Source organism: Deinococcus aquatilis DSM 23025, assembly GCF_000378445.1.
GTDB lineage: Bacteria > Deinococcota > Deinococci > Deinococcales > Deinococcaceae > Deinococcus > Deinococcus aquatilis.
Window position 1 is genome coordinate 87,779 of record NZ_KB899703.1, and the last position, 24,181, is coordinate 111,959.

Here is a 24,181-nt window from a genome sequence, read left to right on the forward strand (position 1 = left end):
CGTTCTGAGGTAGTGCCGAATTGGGTACGCCAGGATTAATCCAGGCCAGCTCAGGCAGCTCTGCCGCCGCAGTGTTCAGTGGCCCACTCAGACAGAGGGGCGGTCAGAGCAGGCACTCAGCGCTCGGGCGTGGGCTGGATCTCGCCCGCCCCCGCCCGCGCCTGCCACTGTGCCCGGCGGTAGATGTCCAGCAGCAGTTGGCCGTTGCGCTCGGCGGTGTACTGATTCAGGTAGGTCTGCCGGGCCACGCGTCCCAGGTCTGCGCGGGCCTCGGGGTGATCCAGCAGCCAGCCCACCTGCGCGGCCAGATCCTGCGGGTCGCCGGGGCGAAAATGGCGGCCAGTGCGGTCATGCTGCACCACTTCGGCCACCGAACCGATCCGGCTGGCGACCACCGGAAGGCCCGTGGCAAAAGCTTCCAGCAACGTCATCGGAAATCCTTCGTACCATTCGGACGGAAAGACCAGCGTGGTGGCCTCCTGCATCAGGCGGGCCACCCGCGCCCCGTCCTGCCTGCCCAGATAGGTCACGCCCTCATAGGCAGCGGCGGCGGCCTGCGCTTCGGCGGCCAGCGGCCCGTCGCCCACGATCACCAGTGGCAGGCGGGTATGCAGCGTTTTCCAGGCTTCCAGCAGCGTCAGCACGCCCTTCTCGGGCGACAGGCGGCCCACGAACAGCGCGTAATTCCCGCCGTGCGTGCCCAATCCAGGATCATCGGCCAGAAAGTTGGGCTTGACCACCAGCCGCGATTCGGGCAGGCCGCCCTGCACGTACAGCCCCCGCGCAAAGTCGGTCAGCGAGATGTACACGTCCACCATCCGGCGGTAGGTGCCCAACATGCGGTGCGTGGTCAACATGCCCGCGGCCACCCCCGATGCGGCGCGGCTGTCCCGGTAACACGAATGTTTGACGGCAGGCCAGGGCGGGGTTTTGCCCAGACAATCCTGACAGGGTTTGCCGTCGCGGTAGAAGTTGTGGTTCACGCACATCAGGCGGTAGTTGTGCAGCGTCTGCACCACCGCCGCGCCGCTTCCCTTGACGCCCCAGTACGCAGCGGGCGAGATGATTGGAAACGTGTTGTGAAAATGCACCACGTCGATGCCCTGCGCCTTTACGATTCCGGCCAGAGCGCGGGCCGACGCCGGATTCCAGATGGTTTGCAGGGCCGCCCGTGCCGCCGAGCCACCTTTGAGGTCGTCGTTGTGCACGGTGTAGCGCGTGACCTCCACCCCAAGCCGCTCCAGTTGCTGCGTTTCGGCCCGGAAGACCCCATCTTCGCCGCCCGCCTGCTGATAAAAATTGTGCGCGACCAGAACCTTCATCCGGCGGCTCCGGCAGTGGACGCCTGGCGGTACAGGCCCAGATAGGCGTCGGTCATCTGATCCATGCTGAAGCGGGCGGCGGTGGGGGCGATCAGCGCGGCGGCCCGCTCCCGGTACTGCGCCGGAGCCTCGATCACCCGTGCCAGCGTGCGGGCAAAGCCTTCCACATCTGTGGCCCTCACCAGCAGGTCGGAGTCGGGGGGAAACAGTTCCTGTAGACCGTCGATCCGGGCGGCCACCAGCGGCGTACCTGCCAGCACCACCTCAATGCCCAGCAGCGACAGGCCCTCGAAGCGCGAGGGCATCAGCACCACATCGTAGTTGGTCAGCTGTGCAGAGAGGCGCGGCACGGGCGGCGAGACCTGCACGGGCCAGCGCCCACCCTGCCGTTGCCGCTGCGCCCAGTGCTCCAGCACCGGCGCAAAGGTGCCGTGTCCGTAGATCTGGATGTCGGCGGCAGCGGGCGTCAATTCGGCGGCGCGTTCCAGGATGGCGGGCAGAAGATCGGCTCCCTTCTGGGCCTCGAAGCGGCCCGCAAAGAGCACTCGCGCTGGCCCCGGAGTCCGCTGGGCAGAAGCCTTGGCCCTCGCCGTCACGCCGTTGTAGATCACCCCGGTCTGGGCTTCGGGCAGTGGCCCCAGCCCATGCCGCCGCCGGAACTCGTGCAGTCCCCGGAGGCTGGCTGGCGAGACGGCCACCGATTCCGCGTGTTCCAGTCGGCGTTCCACCCAGCGCCCGATCCGTGCCCATTTGGGCCACAGGGTCGTGTTATGGATGGTGCGGATCACGCGAACCCCCCGCCCTTCCGCGCCGAACAGCAGGCTGGCCGCGTAGGTGGCGTCTGGAATATCGGTGTGGAGGTGAATCACGTCAGGCCGCACACGCTGGAGCAGACGCCGCAGCGTCCACCCGGCATGCAGCATTCCGCCGCGTTTCATATCCAGAGGCGTGCCGCTGTAGACCGGAATCTGAAGCCGCTCCAGCCGTAACTGCATCGCCTGACCTACGGGCGTTTTGGCAATGCCCATCACCGCGAAGACCGAAAATTCACACTGCCCGCTCAGTTGCTCGGCCAGCGTGAGGGCCACTTCTTCCGCGCCGCCCAGATCGAGATGGGTGACGACGTGCATGACGCGGGGTTTCCTGGTTGCCGGGGTTCTGGGGAGCGGCGTGCTGACGGCGTGCTGGCCGGTCATGCTGCCCCTCCCTGCCACACTTGCGGCGTGCGCTCCCACTGCGGCCTCAGTCGCCGCTGCGTTTCGATCAAGGCGAGGCCGAATCCAAACAGACACCAGAACCAGATGCCTCCCTGCGGCCCTTCCAGATAGACATCGAAGCTGGCATTGACCATAAAAGCTGCCCAGTACGCCAGAACCCAGATATTCAGCCGCACCCATAGATCCTGCCCGGCCCGCTTTGCCAGTTGATGTGCCCGCAGCAGCGCGGCAACGAAGGCCAGTTGCAGCGCTGCCCAGGCCAGCAGCCCCGGCACTCCAGACCTCGCCAGAATGTTCAGGTGGCCGTTGTGCGGACTTCTCAGAGAATTGCCGTCCAGCTGGTAACCGTCATCGTCGGCCAGATTGACGCCGTAACCTTTGCCTGTCCAGAAATAGGGGCCATTGACCGTGTAATTCACGATGTCTGTCCACCATTTCAGCCGCCAGCCGCGCGAGCCGTCGCGGTCGCCTTCTCCGGTCTGACCCGCGATGCTCTGCACGTTTAACAGCAGGGCCTCGGCAGATACGGTATTGCGGTTCTCACCGACGCTGACCTGCACATTGAAGGCCAGCAGGGCGGTCAGGGCCAGCGTGACCAGCAGCGCGGGTTTGCCCCAACGGCTGCCCGCGCCTGTGCTCGCCCCGTTCGGGCCGCTGCGGGTGCGTGCGCCCAGCCGCATGACCAGAACGATCAGTACCGCCACCGCAATAGCCAGAATGCCCGCCCTGACGCGGAAGACCGGAATCAGGGCCGCTGCCAGCCACAGCGCCCACCACACCCACTCCTGCCTCTGGCTGGCCGCCGCACTCAGCCGCTCCTGCACGGGCCGCAGCACCTGCGGCAGCCCCAGAATGATCAGCGCGGCGATGCCTGCCAGATGCACCGCCACGTCTCCGCCCTTCAGATCGATCAGGGAGGCCTGACTGCCGGGAAAGCGGGGCAGGGAAGGGCCGTACAGCTCGAATACCACGATCGCCAGCGGAGTCCAGATCAGGAACAGCGGCACGAATTTGACGTAGGTGCGGGCCACCTTCAGAAGCCAGCCGGTGTGCAGCAGCAGCGCGGCCACTGCCAGGCCAAACAGTCCGTAACCCCACAGCACGGCGTCGCGCAGGGCATCGATGCCGTATTGACCGATCTGCGGCAGGGTGGCGATCAGTCCGATGACCAGGAAGGCCAGCAGCACGGCCACGATTCTGGAATGGATCAGGGTACGCCCACTGAACGACAGCAGCGCGGCCAGCACGCACAGAGCCAGAGTCATCTCTCCGACAAACAGCGGGGCCACCCCCACATAGGCAAAACCGCGCCCCAGCATCGCGTACCCGAGCAGGCACACCCCCAGAGCGCCCAGGGCTATCCGGGGCAGATGAACCCGGACTGCCAGCGCGGCAGCCACAAGAAACACCAGAAGGGCCGCCACCGTTGCCAGCAGCGGATTCCAGACCGCCAGCGTGCCAGTGGCCGCCGCACCCAACATCAGGCCGAGGCCTCCCAGGGCCAGCGAGAGGGAAGAAGGACGGAGGGCCGAAGCAGGGAGGGCAGAGGAAGCGGCGGAGAGAGCAGCTCGGGAAGAAGAGAGTGGGGGCGGGTGCAAAGGGCGCTCCTTTAAGGTGGCTGAGGTGGATGCAGAGGGGCCAGAACGGCGGAGCCTGTACCCGAACATGACCTTCTGTACCTGACGATGGCCTGTACCCGGCGGCGGCCCTGAACATGGCCTGCCGGAGCCTGTTCAGAGGTCACAGTCAAGAATCACACCTGAAGGGTAGTCAGGGTGCGCTAACGAAAAATAAATGCCTGCACCCTGCCCTGGCGCTCGGCAATTTCTTCCCAAACCTGCAACGAAACGTCTTGCAACGAAACATTGACGCTTGTTGGTTCAGTGTGGGCAGTGTCCAGCACTCCAGGTCTGCTTTTACAGCCTGAGACGCCGAGCAGAGGTGAGCAGGCCCTGTGCAGGCTCTGTATCTGTGCAGGTTCTGTTCTGGGCAGGCCGATCAGGTCGACGCGTGTACGGCAGCCAACGTATGAAGAACAGCCGCGGTAGGGGCAAGAGGAGAGGGGGAGAGGATGGCAGGAGTAACGGAACGCAGGAGAAAGGCCGCACGGCAACGAATGGGGGCCGGACTGATGGGACTGGCCCTGGGGCTGATGGCCTGCTCGCAGAACACGCCGCAGACATCCGTCATCCAGGACGATCCCTATGCGGGAGGTCAGAGTTATCCGTGGAGTGACCGCCTGGAGCCGACCAGCGGCGATCCCTATGCGGACGGCAAAAGCTACCCCTGGACGGGCGTGCGGGCCTCCGCCCCCGGTCTGACAGCCCTGGCGCAGGGCAGCAACGACAACTTTCTGTCCGATCTGAGCTGGACGAGCGCCACCAACGCCTGGGGGCCGATTGAAAAAGACCGCAGCAACGGCGACAAGCTGGAAGGTGACGGCCTCCCGATCACCATCGGTGGGCAGGTCTTCGCCAAAGGCCTGGGCGTGCACGCGGCCTCCGAGGTCAGTTACGCGCTGGGCGGGATGTGCAGTGTCCTGACCGCTCAGATCGGGCTGGACGACGAGGTGGGCGACAAGGGCACGGTGGTCTTTCAGGTCTGGAACGGCACGACCAGCAAGCTCTACGACTCCGGCACAGTGCGCGGGATAGACGCGGCCAAAGCCATCAGCGTGAATATCGCGGGCGTACAGAACCTGCGGCTGGTGGTCACCAACAACAATGACGGCATCAGCTTCGATCACGCCGACTGGGCCGATGTCAAAGTCAGTTGCCCCGCCCGCCAGCCCAGCGGCGAAAACCAACTGTCCGACCTGCCCTGGACGAGCGCCACCAACAGCTGGGGGCCAGTGGAGCGCGACCTCAGCAACGGCGAGAAGCTGCAGGGCGACGGCAAAATCCTCACGATGGGCGGCGTGACCTTTGCCAAGGGTCTGGGTGTCCATGCCAGCTCCACCATTACCTACGGCCTGGCGGCCCGCTGCAACGTGTTCAGCGCACAGGTGGGCGTGGACGATGAAGTGGGTTCCAACGGCAGCGTCGTCTTTCAGGTCTACGGCGACGGCGTCAAGCTGTACGAAAGCCCGATCCGGCGCGGCACCGATGCGGCCCTGCCCATCAGTGTTCCGGTCAGCGGCGTCAACGAACTGCGTCTGGTCGCCACCGACGGCGGCAACGGCATCAGCAGCGACCACGCCGATTGGGCCGATGCCAAGGTCAGTTGCACCGACGACACCACCCCGCCCGCCATTCCGGGCACCCTGACCGCCGTGCCTGCCCCGGACGGAATCACGCTGGACTGGGCCAACAACACCGAACCCGATCTGGCGGGCTACCGCGTCTACCGCTCTCCCTCTGCGGGCGGCCCCTTCAGCCTGCTGACGCCTCAGCCCATCACCACGTCGGGCTACAGCGATCCGGCCCCCGAGGGCGTGCGCTCGTTTTACCAGGTGGTGTCGGTTGATCAGGTGGGCAATATGTCGCTGCCAGCCAGTGCCAACGCCACCCGGCCCAACAGCGGCGGCAGCCCGGTTCTGTCGGTCGAAAATCTGGACGGCGTGCCTTTCTTCGACCGCCTCGTGTTCAGCCGGATCGGAAGCCTGACCGCGCCCCCCAGCAACGGCGTGCATGAACGCGTGACCCTGCGCCTGAAGAACACCGGAAGCTCTGTGCTGCGCGTGTCCGACCTGCCGATCAGCGGCCCCTGGGTCCTCGACCCGGCTCCGACCCTGCCCAACGACCTTGCTCCCGGCGGCTTCCTGGATGTGCGCCTGCGCTTCGTGGCCGAGGCGACCAAGTACCAGACCGGTACGCTGACGGTGGCTTCCAACGACTCCAGCAAACCCGCCTACGCGGTGCAGCTTGCGGGCCTGTGGCAGAGCGTTTCCGAGGGAGGCCAGGAACCCAACGTGTTCCAGCTCCGCGACGCCTTCGGCTACACGCTGAGTCTGGTGGGCGGCGAACCCACCCTGGATCAGAAGGGACTGGTGCGGGCGCAGGGCGACGAGGTTCTGTCGGCCTACTGGCAACGGGCCGATGAGACCCAGCCTGTGACGGTGCGTCAGTTGGCTGCCTACCATACGCAGGGCAACACCGCCACGCTCTTCTGGCACGACAAGCGCAACACCACCAGCAACACCATTCTGGTTCATGCGGGTGTGGACGCCCAGACTGTGCTGCCACGTCAGAACGGGTCGTTGGCTCCCAGCCTCGCGTCGTTCACTCCGGCAGCGGGCATCAACTTCGGCTTCCGGATCGATGGTGAGTGGGGCGATCCCCGCCGCAACAGCCAGACCGCTGACCGCAACAACGGCTGCCTGCGGCCCTGCGGCCAACACATCCGGCTGTGGCCCGCCAAAGACCGCGCTGGCGTCCCGCTTCTCAACACCTACCTCATGATCATGGATTACGCGGGCATCAACTACGACTACAACGACAACCTGTATCTGATCACCAACCTCAAGCCCGCACCGATCCTGCTGAACGTGGGCGGGGCCACCTTCACCGATCCGGCCACCGGCAACGTCTGGCTGTCCGACAGAGACCAGAACGGCGACGCGCCCTACACGCCCACCACGGCCATCAACGAGGGCAACGCCAGCAGCACCTACGACATTCTGGGCACCGACAACGACCTGCTCTACCGCACCTACCGGGGCAACGTCGGCACGTCCACGCCGCAGGAATCGCGCCAGATCAGCTTCAATATCCCGGTCAACAACGGCACCTACCTCGTCAAGCTGCACTTTGCGGATCTGGCCTGGACCGTTCCTGGCAAGCGGATCTTCGACGTGAGTGCCGAGGGCGTGCTGCGCGTTCCGAATCTGGACATCGTGGCCCAGAGCGGCGGCGGCAAAACCGCGCTGGTGGTGCCCATCGACAACGTGCAGGTCACCGACGGCAAGCTGACGCTGGATCTGAAGGCCAGTGTGGATTTCCCGGCCATTTCCGGCATAGAAATCGTGCGCTGAGGACGCTGAGTGGGGCCGCCGACATCACAGGGCGGCCCCACCTGTCTCGTTTTCCCCAGCTACCGCTGCAAGGAGCCTGATGAGCAAAAAAGTTGTGCTGGGCACGCTGCTGACCCTGACCGTGCTGATGGCCTGCTCGCGCCCGGATGAGAGCCGGTCCCAGGTACCCGATCCCTACGCGGGCGGCCAGACCTACCCCTGGAGTGACCGCCTCGATCCGCCCGGTACCGACCCCAGTGCTGACCCCTACGCGGGCGGTCAGACCTACCCCTGGACAGGTATCCGCACCCCCGCCGCCTCACTGGAGGCTCAGGCCCTCGGCAGCGGCGACAATTTCCTTTCCGACCTGACCTGGACGAGTGCCACCAACGCGTGGGGGCCAGTCGAAAAAGACCAGAGCAACGGCGACAAGTTTGCCACCGACGGACGCTCCATCACCATCGGTGGGCAGGTGTTCGCCAAAGGTCTGGGCGTCCATGCGGCGTCCGAGATCAGCTATGCAGTGGGCGGGATGTGCAACACGTTTACTGCCAGCGTCGGGCTGGATGATGAGGTGGGCGACCGGGGCACAGTGGTGTTTCAGGTCTGGAACGGCACGGCCACCAAGCTCTACGATTCGGGGTTGGTCCGGGGCGTGGACGCGGCCAAACCGGTCAGCGTGAATATCGCAGGCGTACAGAACCTGCGCCTGGTGGTCACCGACAACGGCGACGGTGTCAGCTACGACCATGCCGACTGGGCCAACGCCAGCGTCAGTTGTCCGGCCCAGCAGCCCAGCGGCGACACGTTTATTTCTGCCCTGACCTGGACCAGTGCCACCAACACCTGGGGGCCAGTCGAACGCGACCAGAGCAACGGCGAAAAGCTGGCAGGTGATGGGCGACCCCTGACCATCGGCGGGCAGGTGTTTGCCAAAGGGCTGGGCGTCCACGCGGCGTCCGAGATCGGTTATGCCCTGAGCGGTCAGTGCAGCACCTTCACGGCCAGCGTGGGGGTGGATGACGAGGTGGGCGACAAGGGAACAGTGGTGTTTCAGGTCTGGAACGGCACGGCCAGCAAGCTCTACGACTCCGGCATCCTGCGCGGCACGGACGCGGCCAAACCGGTCAGCGTGAATGTGGCGGGCGTGCAGAATCTGCGGCTGGTGGTCACCAACAGTGGCGACGGCGTCAGCTTCGACCATGCCGATTGGGCCGATGCCCGCCTGACCTGTGCAGGCGACAGCACCGCGCCCGCCGCCCCCAGCGCCCTCACCGCGTCGCCCCAGACGGGCGGCTCTGCTCCGGGCGGCATCGTGCTGGACTGGGCCGACAATTCCGAATCCGACTTGGCGGGTTACCGGGTGTACCGTGCGGTGCGGGCTGATGGCCTGTACAGCCTGATCACCCCTCAGGGCCTCACTGCGTCCACCTTCACCGATACGTACGCTCCCGAGAATGCTTCCTCGTTTTACCGTGTGGTTGCTACCGATTCGGGCGGAAACACCTCGGCGGCGGCCTCGGCCAACGCCCTGCGCCCCCCGGCTCCTACCACCAGCACCTACAGCTACGCGGCTCTTGCCAACCAGCCGTACAGCGTCTCGGAGGCACAGGGCCGGATGCTGAACGGCAGGCTCTACACCTTCGGCGGATTCGACAGCCTGAAGGGATGCTGCACGCCCACCAACCGGGCCTACATGTACGATCCGGCCACCAATGTCTGGACACCGCTGGCCTACATGCCCGAAAAAGGCGTGACGCACGCGGGCCTGACCACCGACGGAACCAGCCTCTATTACGCGGGCGGCTACCTCGCCAACTCGACCTGGAACGGTCAGATTTTCGGCACCAGGGCCGTGTGGCGCTACGATCCGGCCAGCAATACCTACAGCCGCCTGCCCGATCTGCCCACCGAGAGGGCCGCCGGACAGCTGGAATATCTGGACGGCAAGCTGCATTACTTTGGCGGCACCAACCTGGCCCGCACCCAGAATGTGGGCGACCACTATGTCCTGGACCTGACAGGCGCAGCCTCGGCCTGGACGGTGGCGGCTCCTCTTCCCAATCCGCGCCATCACATGGGATCAGCGGTCATGGGCGGCAAAATCTATGCCGTGGGCGGTCAGCACGGGCACGATCAGGCATCCGTAACGCAGGCGTCGCTGCACGTGTACGACCCCGCCACCAACACCTGGACGGCCCTCACGAGCCTGCCGCGTGCCCGGAGCCACATCGCCAATTCCACCTTCGTGCTGGCCGGACGCCTGATCGTGGCAGGCGGCGAATCCTCGCACGAACGGCCCATCTCGGACGTGAGCGCGTACGACCCCGCGACCAATACCTGGACGGCCCTGACGCCCCTTCCAGTCGCCCGTTCCTCCAGCGTGGCAGGCCCAACCGGACAGGGATTTCTGTACACGGGCGGAAACTCGCGGGGTGGCTGGCTGGTCTTGCCGCAGTAGGCGCTCCAAGAAAAGCGGGAAGTGGTCGGTAGAGGACCATTTCCCGCTCTCTTGTCTCTGGACTGTCAGGGCAATTTCTTCTCAGCTCAGTCTCGGGCCTCTCTGCTTCAGGCGGAATTTCTACAGGTTGGCCCTCAGCCAGACCAGGGTCGTTGCCCAGGCGTTTTCGGCGGCGTCGCGCTTGTAGTTGGCTCCGGTGTCGTTGTGGAAGGCGTGGTTGGCTCCGGGATAGATCAAGAACTGGTGCTTCACACCCGCAGCGGTCAGGGCCGCATCGGTGGCGGCTGCGTTGCCCGTGATGCGGTTGTCCAGCTTGCCGTAAACGCCCAGCACCGCCGCCCTGATCTTGGGAATCTCGGCAAATGAGGGCGAGGGGCCGTAGAAGGGAATAGCGGCCTTCAGGTCAGGCAGTTTGGTCGACAGCAGCCAGGTCATGCCGCCGCCCCAGCAAAAGCCCAGCATGCCGAAGCGGTCGGCCTGTGCGCCGGATTGTGCTTTCAGGAACTCCACGGCGGCCAGCCCATGCGCCGCGTGCGTCTCGGCGGGTGTCCGGGCAATAAAGGCCGAAATCTGGGCGGTGTCGGTAAACTTGTCCGTTCCGCCCTCCGAGGAAACGAAATCAGGAGCCAGCGCGATGTACCCCGCTTTGGCAGCCCGCCGGGCCACGTCCTGGATATGGGGTTGCAGGCCACGGTTTTCGTGAATGACCATCACGATGGGCGCAGAGGTCACGCCCTTCGGACGGGCGAGGTAGGCAAAATTGGTGCGCCCCAACGCCTCATAGGTGACTGGGCCAGCGTCCAGCGAGGCGTCGTCTGGAGCCACCTGATAGGTGTTCTTGGCCGCCTCGTTCTGCGGCGGGGCCGTCTGTGCGGCGGCCAGTTCCGCAGCGCTTACCCCAGCTACTCCCAGCGAGGCCAGCAGCGTACGTGCTCCCACCACCGAACCACCCAGCAACACGCTCCGGCGCAGAAATTCCCGGCGTTCCAGTTCGCCTTCGCGGTAATCCTCTGTAAACTCCTCGGCCACGTAACGGAACAGGTCTTGCTGGTAGTCGCTCATGCTTCTCTCCTTTGAATCTCACTGGGTAGTGCAGGCAATGTAATTGGTCAGCCGCTTCAAGAGATGTAGTCAGGCCCACCAAGATTGAAGGCCGGATCAGATCAATATTTAAAAATGAGTAAGATATGTGACGCGAGACAATGAAAATGTCAGTCTCATTCAATCGAAATCCAGATATTCATCCGCCGTTAGCGAATCTGTTGCGTCGGGTGCGGCACAGTTCTGGAATGAAAGAGAATGTCAAGTTTGTTCCAACCTCTGGTGCACACTTGTGCCTCCCTGTCCTGACGGCGCTGTGCGCTGCTCTGCTGAGCGCGTCTGCACAGGCTCAAATCACCTACAGCGGCCCTATCACCATCACCAAGGGAGGCGTGTACTCGGGAAACTGGGAAAGCCTCAATCCCGACAAGCCTGCCGTGACGATTTCTACCAGTGAAGCCGTCGTCATCGAAAACTCCAATATCCAGAGCCGGGGTGCCCTGATCCGCAGCCGGTATGCCAAGGCCAATCTGACGGTTCGCAATTCCCGCGGGGTGGCGCTGAATCCGGGCCTGGCGGCCAGTTACCGCCGCACGCCCGGTTACTTCGTTCACCTTGAAGAATTTCAGAGTGCGCGGATCGAGAACAATGAACTGATCGGCACGTCCGGCATGTACTTCAACAAGTTTCTGGGCGATCCCAACAAGGGCCACACCATCAAGGTCCTGCGGAACAAGGCGCAGAACATTGACGGGCGCTACAGCGACGGCCCCAATGCCTTTTCCACCACCGGCTTTTACCGGGTTCAGTTCGTGCAGTTCAATGATGTCAAGAATATTCCCAATGCCGAGATTGCCTGGAACCAGATCATCAATGAACCCGGCAAGAGCCGCGTCGAAGAAAACATCAACATGTATGTCAGCAGCGGTACGCCCAACAGTCCAGTCCTGATTCACGACAACTACATTCAGGGAGCCTACCCAGCCGATCCGGTGAGCGACAAATACGGCGGCGGCGGCATCATGCTGGGTGACGGTCAGGCCAGTAGTGTCGCCAAGGCGTCGGCGTATCTGCGGGCCTACAACAATCAGATCGTCAGCACCTCGAATCAGGGCATCGCCATTGCTGCCGGTCACAACAACGAGGCCTACAACAACCGCGTCATTTCCAGCGGCCTGCTGCCCGATGGCCGCCGCATCCCTTCTCAGAACGTGGGCATCTACGTCTGGGATCTTCACGGCGACAAGGCCCGCAAGACCTTCTTCAACAACGTGATGTACAACAACGTGGTGGGCTGGGCGCAGCCTGCGAAGTCTCCGACGGCCCAGAATTCGTTCTGGTTTCCCGACTGCGACACCGAAACCCGCAGTTCCAAAAACTGCAAGAACAATACTGCGCTGACCGGAACCATCACCCGCGAGATGGAAGCTCAGGAATTCGACCGCTGGCAGGCCAAGCTCCGGGCGTCGAGGGTGGTTCTCGGCCCCAACTGATCAAACTGTTTTGCCATGAAATCAGGTTCGCTGCGCTTTCCCTGGCCTGGGAAAGCAGAGCGAACCTGATCTCTCGTTCCGGGTTGTACTCAGTCGCAGGCTTCGGCGTTCACTGAGGGAAAGGTCAGTCTCAGGTGGCCGCCGTCGAGCTGAAGAGGCAGAAAGTGCAGTGCCCGGCGGCCTTTCGGGTAGCCGCAACGTCCGGTTTCCCAGGCGTGATAGGCCAGTTGCCAGTGCCCGGTCGCGGTGCGGAAGGCGTGGCTGTGGCCCGGCCCGGCCAGTCGCCCGTGTGAAGCCAGGACGGGCGCATTACAGGTTTTGTGGAAGGGGCCGAGTGGAGTGGGGCCGGAGGCATGGCCCACCGCGTAGCTTTCATCTCCAAAATCGGCGCACGAGTACAGCAGATGAAAGACGCCGTCTCCTTCAATGACCTGCGGCGCTTCCACGAGTTCGCGCTCCCAGGGTTCGGTGGCGGTCAGCAGGGCAACCGGGTCGCTCAGCAGGCTCAGGCCGTCGCTGCTCAGGGCCGCCCCCCACAGCTGCGTGGGCTGTCCGACAGCGTTGCCGTCATTTTTCCAGTACAGGTAATGCTCTCCGGTCGCCGTGATCAGCACATTGGGATCAATCGCGCCGCCCGATTCCAGCATCGTGATCAGCGGTTGATCGGCGGCCACAAAGGGGCCCTGCGGACATTCGCTGGTGGCGACCCCGATCACCTGGCGTCCGCTTCGGCGCAGGCGGGCCGTGAAGTACAGCACGTAACGCTGTCCCAGTTTGGCCACTTCCGGTGCCCAGGTGAAACCGCGCCGCACCCAGCGGGGCAGCACCGGTAAGGCGTCTCCCAGCAGGCTGAAGCTCTGAAGGTCAGCACTGAACACCACTGGAACATTGATCCCCGGCGTATTGGTGGCATAGACGAAATAGCCTTCCGGGGCCAGCAAGACGTTGGGATCGGGCAAGTCTTCGGCAGCAGGGTGGAACACTCTGGGGAGGAGCGCCGTGAGTTGTTTCATAAGGTAATGTTAATTTAACTCCTGATCACTGACCTTTTTCTGACAACGCTTCTGGAGTCATTATGTACCGACCACCTGGGAACCAATGGTATCTTTACACCACATAGAGTCGGGGAGTTGCGTTTGAGACGGTGAATTTGTAAGCATAGACACTTGCAGCCGCCCTCTTCATGTAGAAGTAGGAGCGGCTGCAAGCGCCAGTTGAGATTCTGAGAGTTCAGTAGGAGGTCAGCGGACCTTCGGCCTTCATTTTCTCACTTTTCCGTCAGTCTTACTCCTGATCGGTGATGGCAAAAAGTTCGTCGTCGGCCCGCTTGAGCCAGTGCGCCGCGTGTCCGTAAGGGTTCATCACCGGGTCGATGGTCATTTCCCTGGCCGTGCGCGTGCCCTGGGTGCTGCGGGCCAGCGACAGGAGGTCGGCTTTGGGCGTACGGTCCTCGTACAGCAGGCCGTTTTTCTCCTGAAACGTGTCGGTCAGTTGGGTATAGCAAAAGCCTGATAACCCGTGACAGTCGTGGATGGCCCTCAGCAGAGCCGCGTAATCCTCTACGAAATCGGCCTCGTTCTGAGAATGGCTGTAGCCCCAGCCGCTGCTGTGATCGGGAATATAGGCGATGCCGCCGAACTCCGAGAGCATGACGGGCTGTCCTGTGGCCTGAAAGTCGCCCAGCGTGAGGGCGCGGTCTGCGGGCTGCTGCTGCTCCAGCGAGAGCCGCGTGGATTCCAGCGTACCGTAGCGCCGCCGCAACATCTCGGGGTCGTCGGCGTAATCGTGGATGGTCAGGATATCGGTGGCGATGTGTTCCCAGCCGTCGTTGCCGATCACTGGGCGGCTGGGATCGAGGGTCTTGGTCAGGTGGTACAGCGTGCGGACATAGTCGCGGTGGGCGGGGTTGGTGGGCAGGTCGGGCACTCCCCAGGATTCGTTGAACGGTACCCACGCCACGATGCAGGGATGTGAGCGGTCACGTTCCAGCACCTCGGTCCATTCCTGAATCAGGCAGTGCACCGCCTGGGGCGTAAAGCGGTACGGGCTGGGCATTTCTTCCCAGACCAGCAGGCCCAGCACGTCGCACCAGTACAGCCAGCGCGGAGACTCGATCTTCTGATGCTTGCGTGCGCCGTTGAAACCCAGTTGACGGGTCAGCTCCACGTCGCGGCGCAGTTCGGCGTCCGTGGCGGTCATCAGGCTTTGGGGCCAGTAGCCCTGATCCAGCACCATCTTGAGGTAATAGGGCCGCCCATTGAGCACGAAGCGGTTGCCGGTCACGCCCACGAACCGCAGCGCCGTATAGCTCTGGACGCGGTCGAGCACCGTCTCGCCCAACATCAGTTCCACCACCGCGTCCAGCAGTTGAGGATGATTCGGACTCCAGAGCAGCTCGTTGCGGAAATCGTCGATGCCGGGGTCAGACAGCGCGATCTGGCGCGATATCTCGGCCTGGGCCAGTCCGTAGCGGTCGTCGGCCAGCAGGGTTTCATTGCGGTACAGGCGCACGCGGACGCTCAGGCCCACTGGAATCGGCCCCCTGATGTCCAGCTCCACGCCAATCTGCCAGCGCTGCAAATCCGACGTCCACCGCAGCTTCTGGATATAGGTTTCAGGCACGCGTTCCAGCCAGACGGTCTGCCAGATGCCGGTGGTGCGCGGATACCAGATCGAATGCGGCTCAAGCTGCCAGTCCTGCTTGCCGCGCGGTTTGGCCAGGTCGTGTGGATTGTCCTGTGCGCGTACCACGATTTCGACCGTTTCGCCTGCCCGCGCCTGCTGGGTGATGTCGGCACTGAAAGGGGTATGGCCGCCGCTGTGCTGGGCCACCAGCCGCCCGTTGGCCCACACGGTCGCGTGGTAATCCACGGCCCCGAAGTGCAGCAGCAGTCTCTCCGCTCGTTCTTCTGGCGTGGGGGTCAGTGTCAGCCCGTACCACACCACCGAATGAAAGCCCTCGTCGTGAATGCCGCTCAGCACGCTTTCGGGGGCGTAAGGAACCTGAATCTCACGGTCGAACACCACCTCGCTGGGGTGCTGCCACAGTCCAGCGTCTTCAAAGCAAAACTGCCAGGTACCGCTGAGGTCGCGCCAATGCCCGCGCTCCAGCAGTGGGGTGGGATGGGTGGAATACGGCACAAGATGCTCCTGCTGCCGAATCGACTGGTCCGGCGGGGAAAGAGGACGGAAAGAGGTGAGGGCGTCACGGCTCAGACCTCTTGGGCGGGGCGCTTCCCACTACACCGCAAGTGCTGGTCTGAGAAGGCAAAGATAAAGACTGCCGATGATGAATGCCCACCGTCTGCTTGCACGAATGTTCAGGAATGAGCAAAGACCCCGGAGCAGAGGGTGAAGACCACTCACCTAGCCACTGAACCGAGTGGCTCGGCTATCGATAATTAAATGAGAATAGAATGTGAATAGCGCTTTACGTTTGCAAAAAAGGCCGCCCAAGCGCATCCATAAGTCCTGATCCACCCGTTCAGAACGCAGCAGTCAGATGAGTTGCGGGATTTCGATCAACACCGTCGTGAGCGATAGAAACCCCCTCCAGGTCTGGGTACAAAAGTCAGAATTCCGTAAGAACTGTCCTGCGTATAGTCTAAGCGTCAGGTAAAGATACTCCTGACTGAGTGAGGCGACGACACCTGTTCTGTAATCCGGGCACCTCGAACAGGTCGAGCCAGTGGTGCGACCGTCTATCAGTCCCTGCGCCCGTTCTGGTGCGCCGAGTCTCTCTATTGCAGCCCTGCAAGATCAGTTCCGTCTCTCCCCAGGAGTTCTGCCGTTGTCCGCCGTTCTGCCGCCGCTGTCTGGGCGACTGGATGCCGGACAGGGTGAGGCGGTGTGTTCGAGGAGTTTTCCCGTGCGTATACGTTCAGTACAACACTCTCTGCTGGCCTTCACCACCCTCGCCCTTACCCTGGCTTCCTGCGCCTCGGTCTCTGCGCCGACCAATACCGACGCTGTTTCCGGTGTTCAGGCTTCCGGCTCAGGCAGTCTGACGGCCCAGTCTCTGCCGTCTCCCAGCTCGCAGCCTCTTGCTCCGCAGCAACTGCTGAGCGCCACCAGCGGTTGGGGGCCAGTCGAGTACGACCTCAGCAACGGCGAGCAGGCCGCCGCCGATGGGCGCACGCTTTCGCTGGGCGGCCAGACCTACGGACGTGGGTACGGCGTTCACGCCCCCTCCAGTCTGGTCTTCAGTGTGGGGGAGCAGTGTCAGACCTTTTCTGCCGATGTGGGCGTAGACGATGAAGTCAGCGGCGGCAGCGTGACCTTCCAGGTATGGGCAGACGGCCAGCTTCTTGCCGATTCTGGCCTGCTGCGCGGCACCGACGCTGCCAGGCGACTGACGGCGAACGTGGCCGGGAAAAAGCAACTGAAACTGGTGGTCACCTCTGCCGGAGACGGGCCTTCTCAGGATCATGCAGACTGGGCCGCGCCGACTCTGCAGGGCTGCGCCCCCGTTGCAGTCAGCAGCACCGAGTCCAAGGAAGTCTTTGGCGGCCCTCTCGTGATCACGCGGGGCGGCACCTATTCCGGCAACTGGGAATCGCTGGATTCCAGTGTTCCTGCCGTCCGCATCCGTACCAGCGAGCCAGTCGTGATCGAAAACAGCCTCATTCGCGGGCGCGGTACCCTCATTCAGGGCTTTCATACTCGCCTGACGGTGCGCAACACCCGCGGCACCAGCCTGAACCCCGAGTTCGCAGGCCGCAGCCCTGGCCGCTTTGCCAACCTCGAAGAAGTGTATGACGTGCATCTGGAAAACAACCTGCTGGAGGGCACGGGCGGCATCTATGTCCGTCACTACCTGGGCAATGCAGCTCTGGGCGAGACCATCACGGTCGTCAAGAACGTGGTGAAAAACATCGACGGTCGCCAGAGCAACGGCAACGGCGGCTATTCCGACAAGGCCTTCAACTGGGCGCAGTTTGTGCAGCTCAACGACGTGACCCGCATCGCCGGGGCCGAGATCGCCTGGAATCAGGTCGTCAATGAACCCGGCAAGAGCCGCGTCGAAGACAACATCAACCTGTTTGTCAGCAGCGGTACGCCCAACAGCCCGATCAAAATTCACGACAACTACATTCAGGGGGCCTACAACGCTGCTCCCGCCACCGACGACAAGTTCTCCGGCGGCGGCATTCTGATCGGCGACGGCAAGGTCAGCGACCCCACCAGAAACGGTTACGCGCACGTCTACCGCAATCAGGTCGTCAGCACCACCAATTACGGAATCGCCATTGCGGGCGGCATGGGCAGCCTGCTGGAAAACAACCGCGTGCTCTCCAGTGGCCGCCTTCCCGACGGCTCTCCAGTACCTGCCCAGAATGTAGGGATGTACCTCTGGGACGCTCAGCGCGGTTCTGCCCTCAGCCCTTCCACCTTCGGGAACAATATCGTGCGCTACAACACTATCGGCTGGACGCGTGTGCGCGGGAACGTCGTGGACGGCAACCCCTACTGGTGGCCTGCCAAGGGGCTGAACGGCAGCACGACCATCTCGACAACAGTGCTGGGCACATCGGTCACCCTGGAAACCGAGCGGCAAGAATTTCAGCGCTGGCAGGACAAACTCGCTCAGGCTGGCATCAGAATCGGCACCCAGTAAAGCCAGTTCACTTGTTCTCCACGACTGATGTCATCTGGATGATCTGATCTGCGGGCAAATTGGACGCCACCCATATCAAGGTGGCGTCCAATTTGCCCGCAGGAGGCAACCAGACAGGTGAGGCCGTTCAGAGCGCCAGAATGGTCTTGACCAGGTCAAAAAATCCAGTGAGACCCACCGGTTTTTCGAGGTAGGCCACTGCGCCCTGATCCAGCACTGCCTGAACTTCCGTGGGGTGGGCGTGGCTGCTCCAGCACACCACCTGCAAGGACGGCCCCGCCTGGCGGCGCAACTGGGCCAGAACTTCCGAGCCCGCCTCGTGTGGCAAATGCATGTCCAGCACCACCAGCGGCACGGGATGACGCAACCAGCCCTGAGCCAGTGCCGACGTTCCGTCAATGGCCGAACACACTTCGACGTCTGGAGCCTGCTCCGCGAAGGCCAGTTCCAGCAACATCGTATCTTCCAGACTGTCCTCGACAATCAATACACGGCGGACTGGAATAGTTACCGCTTCCCTTTTCCAGCCGACATCCACATTGGCAGAGCTTATCAGTGGGCTGCTGCCGATTCCTTTACTTCGGGATCATGTCGGGCCAGGTGGTCAGCCGGGCCTGGGTCCAGAACTCGATGAACCTCTCGATCTGCTCCAGGGAGGTCTGAAAAGACGGAGATTTGAGCATATAGGCGCTGGCGTGCAGGATATAGGCCTGAGAGACGTCCTTGGGAATGGCTGAGGTGGTCAGCATCACAACAGGAAGGAAAAGCAGCCGTGGATGGTCTTTGAGCTTGACCAGCAGCTCGAATCCGTTCATGCCCGGCATATTGATGTCCAGCAGCAGCACGTCCGGTAATACGGTCGCCGGATCAGTCAGCAGGCGCAGGGCTGCTTCGCCGCTCTCTACGGTGATCAGTGTACAGGGCTGATTCATGGAGGCAAAAGCCTCTTCGGCCAGCAGCCTATCGGTGAGATTGTCATCCACCAGCATGACCCGCAGGGGCCGGGGCCGCGTCATGGCTGAAGCTGCCGGATACGGCGGGCCGTCAGCTGCATGAAAATTTGATGGATCATTTCTAAAGCCTAGCCGACCACCGAATATCAAATCTGGCTATGTTCACAATTTGAGTGAGTGAGACGGATTCCGATCAAATACCGTGCTTTTTGGTGTTTCATCCAGCTTGCCAAGCTGCGAAGCAGAGCAGAACGAGTTGGAAAATGGACGGGCAGGCGGTAGCCGTATCTCAGGAAAGGGGCCGACTGTACGGAAGTCACAAGGATTCCGTAGGAGATCAGCTGGTTGAATCGGGCTGTTGTGTCCACCTGTGTCATACCGCATGGCGAGACTGCGCGAGAATCATCGGACCAGAGCGAGGGGCAAGAAGTCCGGGAGGGAGTGGCGTCCTTCTGGGCGTCCGTTCACGACGAGTGCTGGGGACGATGGACGACCCTATCGGCGTTTTCCCAAATGCTCAGAGATCAGAGGAAGTCCGTATCAACCATCGGCGGAACAATTGACGGGAAGAAGGCGCAACCCAGATTTCGGGGCCGCTCCCTCTTCCCGCTCATTATCCGGTGGCCGCCTCCTATCTCACCCGTTCGATGACCAGGGCGGTCACGTTGTCCGGTGCGCCCGATTCCAGACTGAGTTCGATCAGGCGGTCTACAAGGCCTTGCAACGAGGGTTCATGAAGCAGAAGGTCGTGGAGCGTGGGCGGCGGCACCTCGCCCCATACGCCGTCCGACACCAGGAGAACGCGGCTGCCTACAGGCAATTCGAGCGGCTCCGGGAGAACCTGGACATAGTTGTCCTGCGCGGCTCGCAGGCTGCCCAGTGAGCGCAGAACCTTGTTGCGCTCCGGGCTGACCTGGGCTTCTTCCGGCGTCATCTGACCGCTGGCGACCATCGCGGCCACGTAAGAATGGTCTTTGCTGAGCTGCTGCACCTCGCCGCCCTGAGCCACATAGGCGCGGGTGTCGCCCACATGCCCCAGCTGTAGCCGGGTGCCGTGTATCTCCACGCCTGTGAGCGTGCAGCCGCCGTCCCGGCCCTGCATATCGGTCAGGACAGCGGCATTGGCCTCCCAGACCTGAGCTTCCAGGGCCGAACCTGCCAGAGCAGAACCCTCCGGTCCGGTTGCCTCCGAACCCAGAAAGGCCCGCACAGCCGCCTGACTCGCCACCTCGCCTGCCGCCATGCCCCCCATCCCGTCCGAGACGACCGCCCGCAGGATCAGTTCTCCGCCGCCGTGCTGCCCGGTCTGACGCCACACGAACCCGTAAGAATCTTCGTTGGTGGGCCGTTCGGGATTGAGGCCGATGTCGGTGGCCGCTGCCAATTGATACACCGGAAGCCTGCTCGCTGCCGTTTTGAGGGCCGCCAGCAATTCGGTGGGCGTCAGGCGCTGCGGCAGGGGAGCCAACATGCCGCTCAGCAGTTGCGGCACGCCCGATGTGCGGATGCCCGCCAGGATGATGGACGATGGTCCCTCGGCGGGCAGGGAACGCCCGGTCATCCACTGAAAAAACAGTGCCCCCAGCAGATATACCCCGCTTTTTGCCTGTGCGGGTTGCCCTTCCTGCACTTCAGGCGGTGTAAAACTGTCGCGCAGGGTCGGCAACACTGCCTCGCCCAGCCGGGCCACCTGCGGCGGCGTTCTCAGTTTCAGGCCTTCCCCCGTCAGTTGAACGCTGGCCGGATCAAGGTCGGTCACAGCGTAGCCCTGTTTTTCCAGCGCAAACAGGAGCCGGGCCAGCTCGGTCAGATGCGCCTGTGCGGTCGCCGGATCAAGCGGTACGGTCAGGGGCGTGCCCTGATTCGGAGCCAGCACCCACAGGTCACCCACCTGGGTCGGCCTGGGCAGCAGGCGGTGAGGGCGCAGACCCGCCCACAGCGGCTCAGGCCGCACATATACGTCCACGCTGGGGCCAGCACCCACAGCGTTGGCGCTGAACCAGCCACGTCCCAGATCCTGATTGAGGTGATAGCCGCTGATCACTGCGCCTGCCTGTGGGCCGTGCACAGCCACGGTCGGCGCGTAGGTCTCTTCCTCCAATTCTCCGGTCGCAAAGCTGGAGAGATCAGAGAGAGTTGCTGTAGCAGCAGCCTCCACTCCAATAGGCGGCTCCTCAGGGCCTGAAACTCTTTCACCGATGACGCCGTCCGTGGGCACCAGAGCTTCCCCCTCGCCAGGGTTGGGCAGGGCTGCATGTTCTGGTGAATCTGTCCCCTCCAGCAGAGTTGCACTCTCTAGGAGAACTGGACTCTCTGAAAGGGTTGGATTTTCAAGAGTTACTGGTTCGTCTGTATCCACCGGAGCATCTGAATCGGGGGAGTCCTGTTCAATCTCTGGGCTTTCCAGACCCTCAGCGCCGTTGTTCTCAGGAGCTTCGGCCTCTGCCATGTCTCCCTCTGCACCATCTATCGCTGAGCTGTCCACTTCTGGCGATGAGGAGAAGACATAGTCCACGTCCAGCGGGCCGTCTTCCTTTGGCCCATCTACCAGCGCATCTGGCGTTTCTGGAACGGTTGGCGTCGGTACAGGCAACGTCGTCTCTGTTGGCGTGAATGCCTGCGGTTGCGTGGGCAAAGACTCGGCAGGCAGGGCTTCGGTTGCCTGGAATTCGGGCGGCGGAACCTGCTCGGGAGCCGCCGGGGTGGGGGTCAGATCGTCAGGCTGGGTCATCCTCAGCTCTGCTGAAAGGTCAGCATCAGGTTGCCGAAAGCCAGTTCGTCTCCGTCCGACAGGGCCGCAGGTTCCTGAAGGCGCGGCGAGAAGCTCGTTTCGCCCTTGCGTTTGATGTACACGCCGTTGGTAGACCCGAGGTCGCGCACAGACCATGTGCCCTGATCGCGGTACAGCTCAGCGTGGCGGCGCGAAATATGCTCCTGCCCGCCCAGGCCGCTCAGGTCAATGTCGACCGGACCGCTGGAAGCGTCGAAACGCCCCACGACCAAGCGTTCGCCCTGCAAGGGAATGAATTCGCCCGTGGGCGCACCGAATTTCTTGATTCCCAGCTTGGCTTCTCCGGTAAGAACGGGGGCTGCCGGGGGCGTTTCGGTCACAGGTGCGGCAGAAGCGGCGACTTCTGCAGAGACAGCCGTTTCGGACGCCATTTCTGGAGCCGTCGCCTCTGTAAATTCGCCTCCCACGGGTGCCGCTTCCTCAGGGGCAATCTCTGTGGGTGCGGCTTCTGGGGGGGTGACAGTCTCGGCGCTTGTGTCGGGCAGAGCGGCAGCGTTGACTTCCGGCGTAGCCTCAGTCGCAGCAGTGAGATCAACGGCCGCTGAAGCCCCAGTTTCCTCTCCAGGTGCCGCAGCCGCCGCAGGCGCAACGGGGGTAGACGCAGAAGCTGCGGACAACTCGACGCCGCAGCCTTCGCAGTAGGTGGTGCCTTCGGGGTTGGCGGTGCCGCAGACGGTGCAAAGAATGGTCATGGTGGTTCCTCCGGATTAGAGCGAGATACGGCGAATGAGGATCAGAAAAATGAGGGCGAGGTCTGCTGCCCCCACGCTGGCGCTGATGACGGTGGGCCAATGAAAGCCGGCCCCCTGGGCATAGAAGTACGCTGCTGCCGCCGCCGCCACAGGCAGAACCACGGGTAAGGCAAACCACAGCAGCCAGCCCACAAAAATCCCCACACCTGCGCCCACTGCGGCGGCAAAGGCGTACTGGGTGATCTGAACAGGAGCGGATTCTCCCAGTGAGAGGGCCGCGACCGCCGCGCCCAGCAGACTGCCCAACACCATGAAGGCGGTGCGGGACACCGGGGCGCGGGGCTTGCCTGCGGGTAGACCCGGAACGGGTAAGGACGGAGCCGCACTGGGCGTGGAAGCAGGAACAGGGGGCAGCACGGGTGCAGGGGCGGGCCTCGGTGCGGCAACTGGAGCAGAGGCGACTGGAGCGGCTGCAACCGGGGTCGGTGTGGGTTTGGCGGCGGAGGCAACCGGAGGCGCGGCCCTGGGCGCAGGCTTCGGCTGAGGTGTGGTGGGTCGGGCTGCTGGGGGCGGAGCTTGAGGAGCTGAAGGTTTTGAGGGTCTTGGGGTTGGAGGTTTTGGGGTTGGGGGCACAGGAGTCGGGGGGCGGGGAGCAGGTGCGGGTGTGGGGGGAACGGGTGAAGGGGGCGGCGCTGCGGTCTTCGGTTTTGCCGCTGGCGTGGTCAGAATTGCCAGAAGAGCCTGTGCGCTCTGCGGACGGTCTTCCACGCGCAGTGCCATTGCCTGCGTGACGGCGCGGCGCAGCCCCGGCAGGGTCGAATCGGGCATCGGCGGCAGGGACGTGCCCAGCATCAGATCGGTGGCGGGCGGCGGCATCTGCCCGGTCAGGGCGTGCAGCAACGTGGCCCCCAGCGCGTAGATATCGGTGTACGGCCCAAAGCGTCCCGAATTTCCGTACTGTTCCAGCGGCGCGTAACCGGGCGTGACCAGCCGGGTATGGCTCAGCGTTTTGCCCGCCACGAAGGCCCGCACAGAACCGAAGTCGATCAGAACGATGCGCCCGGTCTGATTGAAAAAGATGTTGTCGGGCTTGATGTCGCGGTGCAGCAGGCCGCGCTGATGAATCACCTCCAGGGTCTTGGCCACCGAACGGGCCACCTCGAACACCACGTCAGGCGGCATCGGGCCGCGTTTTTCAATCAGGCCTCCCAGGGTGCTGCCCTCCAGAAATTCCATCACCAGATAGGCGGTGCTGTTTTCCTCGAAGTAATTCATCACCTTGACGATGCCGGGATCATTGAAGCTCGCCAGCACTTTGGCCTCGTCCAGAAAGCCTGTTTTGGTGGTCTGGTACTCTGCGCTGCTGATATTCCCTGGTGCGACCACCGTTTTGCCCCGGCGCGAAGACCCGTCCAGAAACAGTTCCTTGATCGCCACCTTGAGGCCCAGCCGGGTGTCCTGTCCGGCGTAGGTGATGCCGAAGCCGCCCTGCCCCAGCACCCGGTTGAGGGTGTATTGGCCGCTCATCAGCGTGGTACCGACAGGCAGCGCCACCAGTCCGGAGGGGGTCAGCGGTGCGCCGCAGGTGTGGCAGACCGTTTCGTCGGGCTGGACGGCAGCGCCGCAGACTGGGCAGCTCACCG

General features: G+C 63.2%; 15 protein-coding genes and 1 riboswitch. Of the genes, 4 read left to right on the forward strand and 11 right to left on the reverse strand.

What is annotated here, in order from left to right; genetic code table 11:
- Nucleotides 1-116: 116 nt before the first annotated feature.
- From F561_RS0107145 to F561_RS0107155, 3 genes are read right to left on the reverse strand one after another with little or no spacing between them, the layout of a single operon-like run.
- Entirely contained in the window at nucleotides 117-1,322 is a 1,206-nt protein-coding gene (locus F561_RS0107145) for a glycosyltransferase family 4 protein (protein ID WP_019009266.1), read from the reverse strand.
- On the reverse strand, nucleotides 1,319-2,518 hold the full coding sequence (locus tag F561_RS0107150; protein WP_019009267.1) for a glycosyltransferase: 1,200 nt from the start codon (nucleotides 2,516-2,518) through the stop codon (nucleotides 1,319-1,321). Before F561_RS0107150 ends, F561_RS0107145 begins: the two co-directional genes overlap by 4 nt.
- Nucleotides 2,515-4,137: an O-antigen ligase family protein gene (locus F561_RS0107155; protein ID WP_245556455.1), complete on the reverse strand. Its 1,623-nt coding sequence runs from the start codon at nucleotides 4,135-4,137 to the stop codon at nucleotides 2,515-2,517. The genes F561_RS0107150 and F561_RS0107155 overlap by 4 nt, the downstream gene beginning before the upstream one ends.
- A gap of 473 nt (nucleotides 4,138-4,610) precedes the next feature.
- Here F561_RS0107155 and F561_RS0107160 point away from each other — a divergent pair, with 473 nt between their 5' ends.
- Both F561_RS0107160 and F561_RS0107165 read left to right on the forward strand, forming a co-directional pair.
- A complete protein-coding gene (locus tag F561_RS0107160; RefSeq protein ID WP_245556456.1) occupies nucleotides 4,611-7,511 on the forward strand; it encodes an NPCBM/NEW2 domain-containing protein in 2,901 nt (966 codons plus the stop codon).
- 79 nt (nucleotides 7,512-7,590) lie between these two features.
- On the forward strand, nucleotides 7,591-9,951 hold the full coding sequence (locus F561_RS0107165; protein ID WP_019009270.1) for an NPCBM/NEW2 domain-containing protein: 2,361 nt from the start codon (nucleotides 7,591-7,593) through the stop codon (nucleotides 9,949-9,951).
- Nucleotides 9,952-10,071: 120 nt separating this feature from the next.
- Here F561_RS0107165 and F561_RS0107170 read toward each other — a convergent pair whose 3' ends face one another.
- A complete protein-coding gene (locus tag F561_RS0107170) occupies nucleotides 10,072-11,013 on the reverse strand; it encodes a dienelactone hydrolase family protein (RefSeq protein WP_019009271.1) in 942 nt (313 codons plus the stop codon).
- 269 nt (nucleotides 11,014-11,282) lie between these two features.
- On the opposite strand from F561_RS0107170, the gene F561_RS29920 reads away from it, so the two are divergent.
- On the forward strand, nucleotides 11,283-12,485 hold the full coding sequence (locus F561_RS29920; protein WP_245556457.1) for a hypothetical protein: 1,203 nt from the start codon (nucleotides 11,283-11,285) through the stop codon (nucleotides 12,483-12,485).
- Nucleotides 12,486-12,574: 89 nt separating this feature from the next.
- On the opposite strand, the gene F561_RS0107180 is transcribed toward F561_RS29920, so the two are convergent.
- Nucleotides 12,575-13,498: a glycoside hydrolase family 43 protein gene (locus tag F561_RS0107180; RefSeq protein ID WP_019009273.1), complete on the reverse strand. Its 924-nt coding sequence runs from the start codon at nucleotides 13,496-13,498 to the stop codon at nucleotides 12,575-12,577.
- A gap of 271 nt (nucleotides 13,499-13,769) precedes the next feature.
- Nucleotides 13,770-15,626 (reverse strand): glycoside hydrolase family 2 protein, encoded by a 1,857-nt coding sequence (locus F561_RS0107185; RefSeq protein WP_019009274.1) that lies wholly within the window; start codon nucleotides 15,624-15,626, stop codon nucleotides 13,770-13,772.
- A gap of 486 nt (nucleotides 15,627-16,112) precedes the next feature.
- A riboswitch (cyclic di-GMP riboswitch) is annotated at nucleotides 16,113-16,197 on the forward strand.
- A gap of 78 nt (nucleotides 16,198-16,275) precedes the next feature.
- Here F561_RS0107185 and F561_RS0107190 point away from each other — a divergent pair.
- A complete protein-coding gene (locus tag F561_RS0107190) occupies nucleotides 16,276-18,102 on the forward strand; it encodes an NPCBM/NEW2 domain-containing protein (RefSeq protein ID WP_245556458.1) in 1,827 nt (608 codons plus the stop codon).
- 127 nt (nucleotides 18,103-18,229) lie between these two features.
- Here F561_RS0107190 and F561_RS0107195 read toward each other — a convergent pair whose 3' ends face one another.
- The 5 genes from F561_RS0107195 to F561_RS0107215 all read right to left on the reverse strand — a co-directional run bounded on the left by F561_RS0107195 (nucleotide 18,230) and on the right by F561_RS0107215 (nucleotide 24,179).
- Nucleotides 18,230-18,640: a response regulator gene (locus F561_RS0107195; protein WP_245556459.1), complete on the reverse strand. Its 411-nt coding sequence runs from the start codon at nucleotides 18,638-18,640 to the stop codon at nucleotides 18,230-18,232.
- A gap of 37 nt (nucleotides 18,641-18,677) precedes the next feature.
- Nucleotides 18,678-19,118, reverse strand: a complete 441-nt coding sequence (locus F561_RS0107200; protein WP_019009277.1) for a response regulator — start codon at nucleotides 19,116-19,118, stop codon at nucleotides 18,678-18,680.
- A 568-nt stretch (nucleotides 19,119-19,686) separates the two neighbouring features.
- Entirely contained in the window at nucleotides 19,687-21,786 is a 2,100-nt protein-coding gene (locus tag F561_RS25045) for a PP2C family protein-serine/threonine phosphatase (protein ID WP_019009278.1), read from the reverse strand.
- A gap of 2 nt (nucleotides 21,787-21,788) precedes the next feature.
- Entirely contained in the window at nucleotides 21,789-22,538 is a 750-nt protein-coding gene (locus tag F561_RS0107210) for an FHA domain-containing protein (protein ID WP_019009279.1), read from the reverse strand.
- A 15-nt stretch (nucleotides 22,539-22,553) separates the two neighbouring features.
- Nucleotides 22,554-24,179 carry a serine/threonine-protein kinase gene (locus tag F561_RS0107215; protein ID WP_026298674.1) on the reverse strand — a complete coding sequence of 542 codons (1,626 nt, stop codon included), beginning with the start codon at nucleotides 24,177-24,179 and terminating at the stop codon, nucleotides 22,554-22,556.
- Nucleotides 24,180-24,181 lie beyond the last annotated feature (2 nt).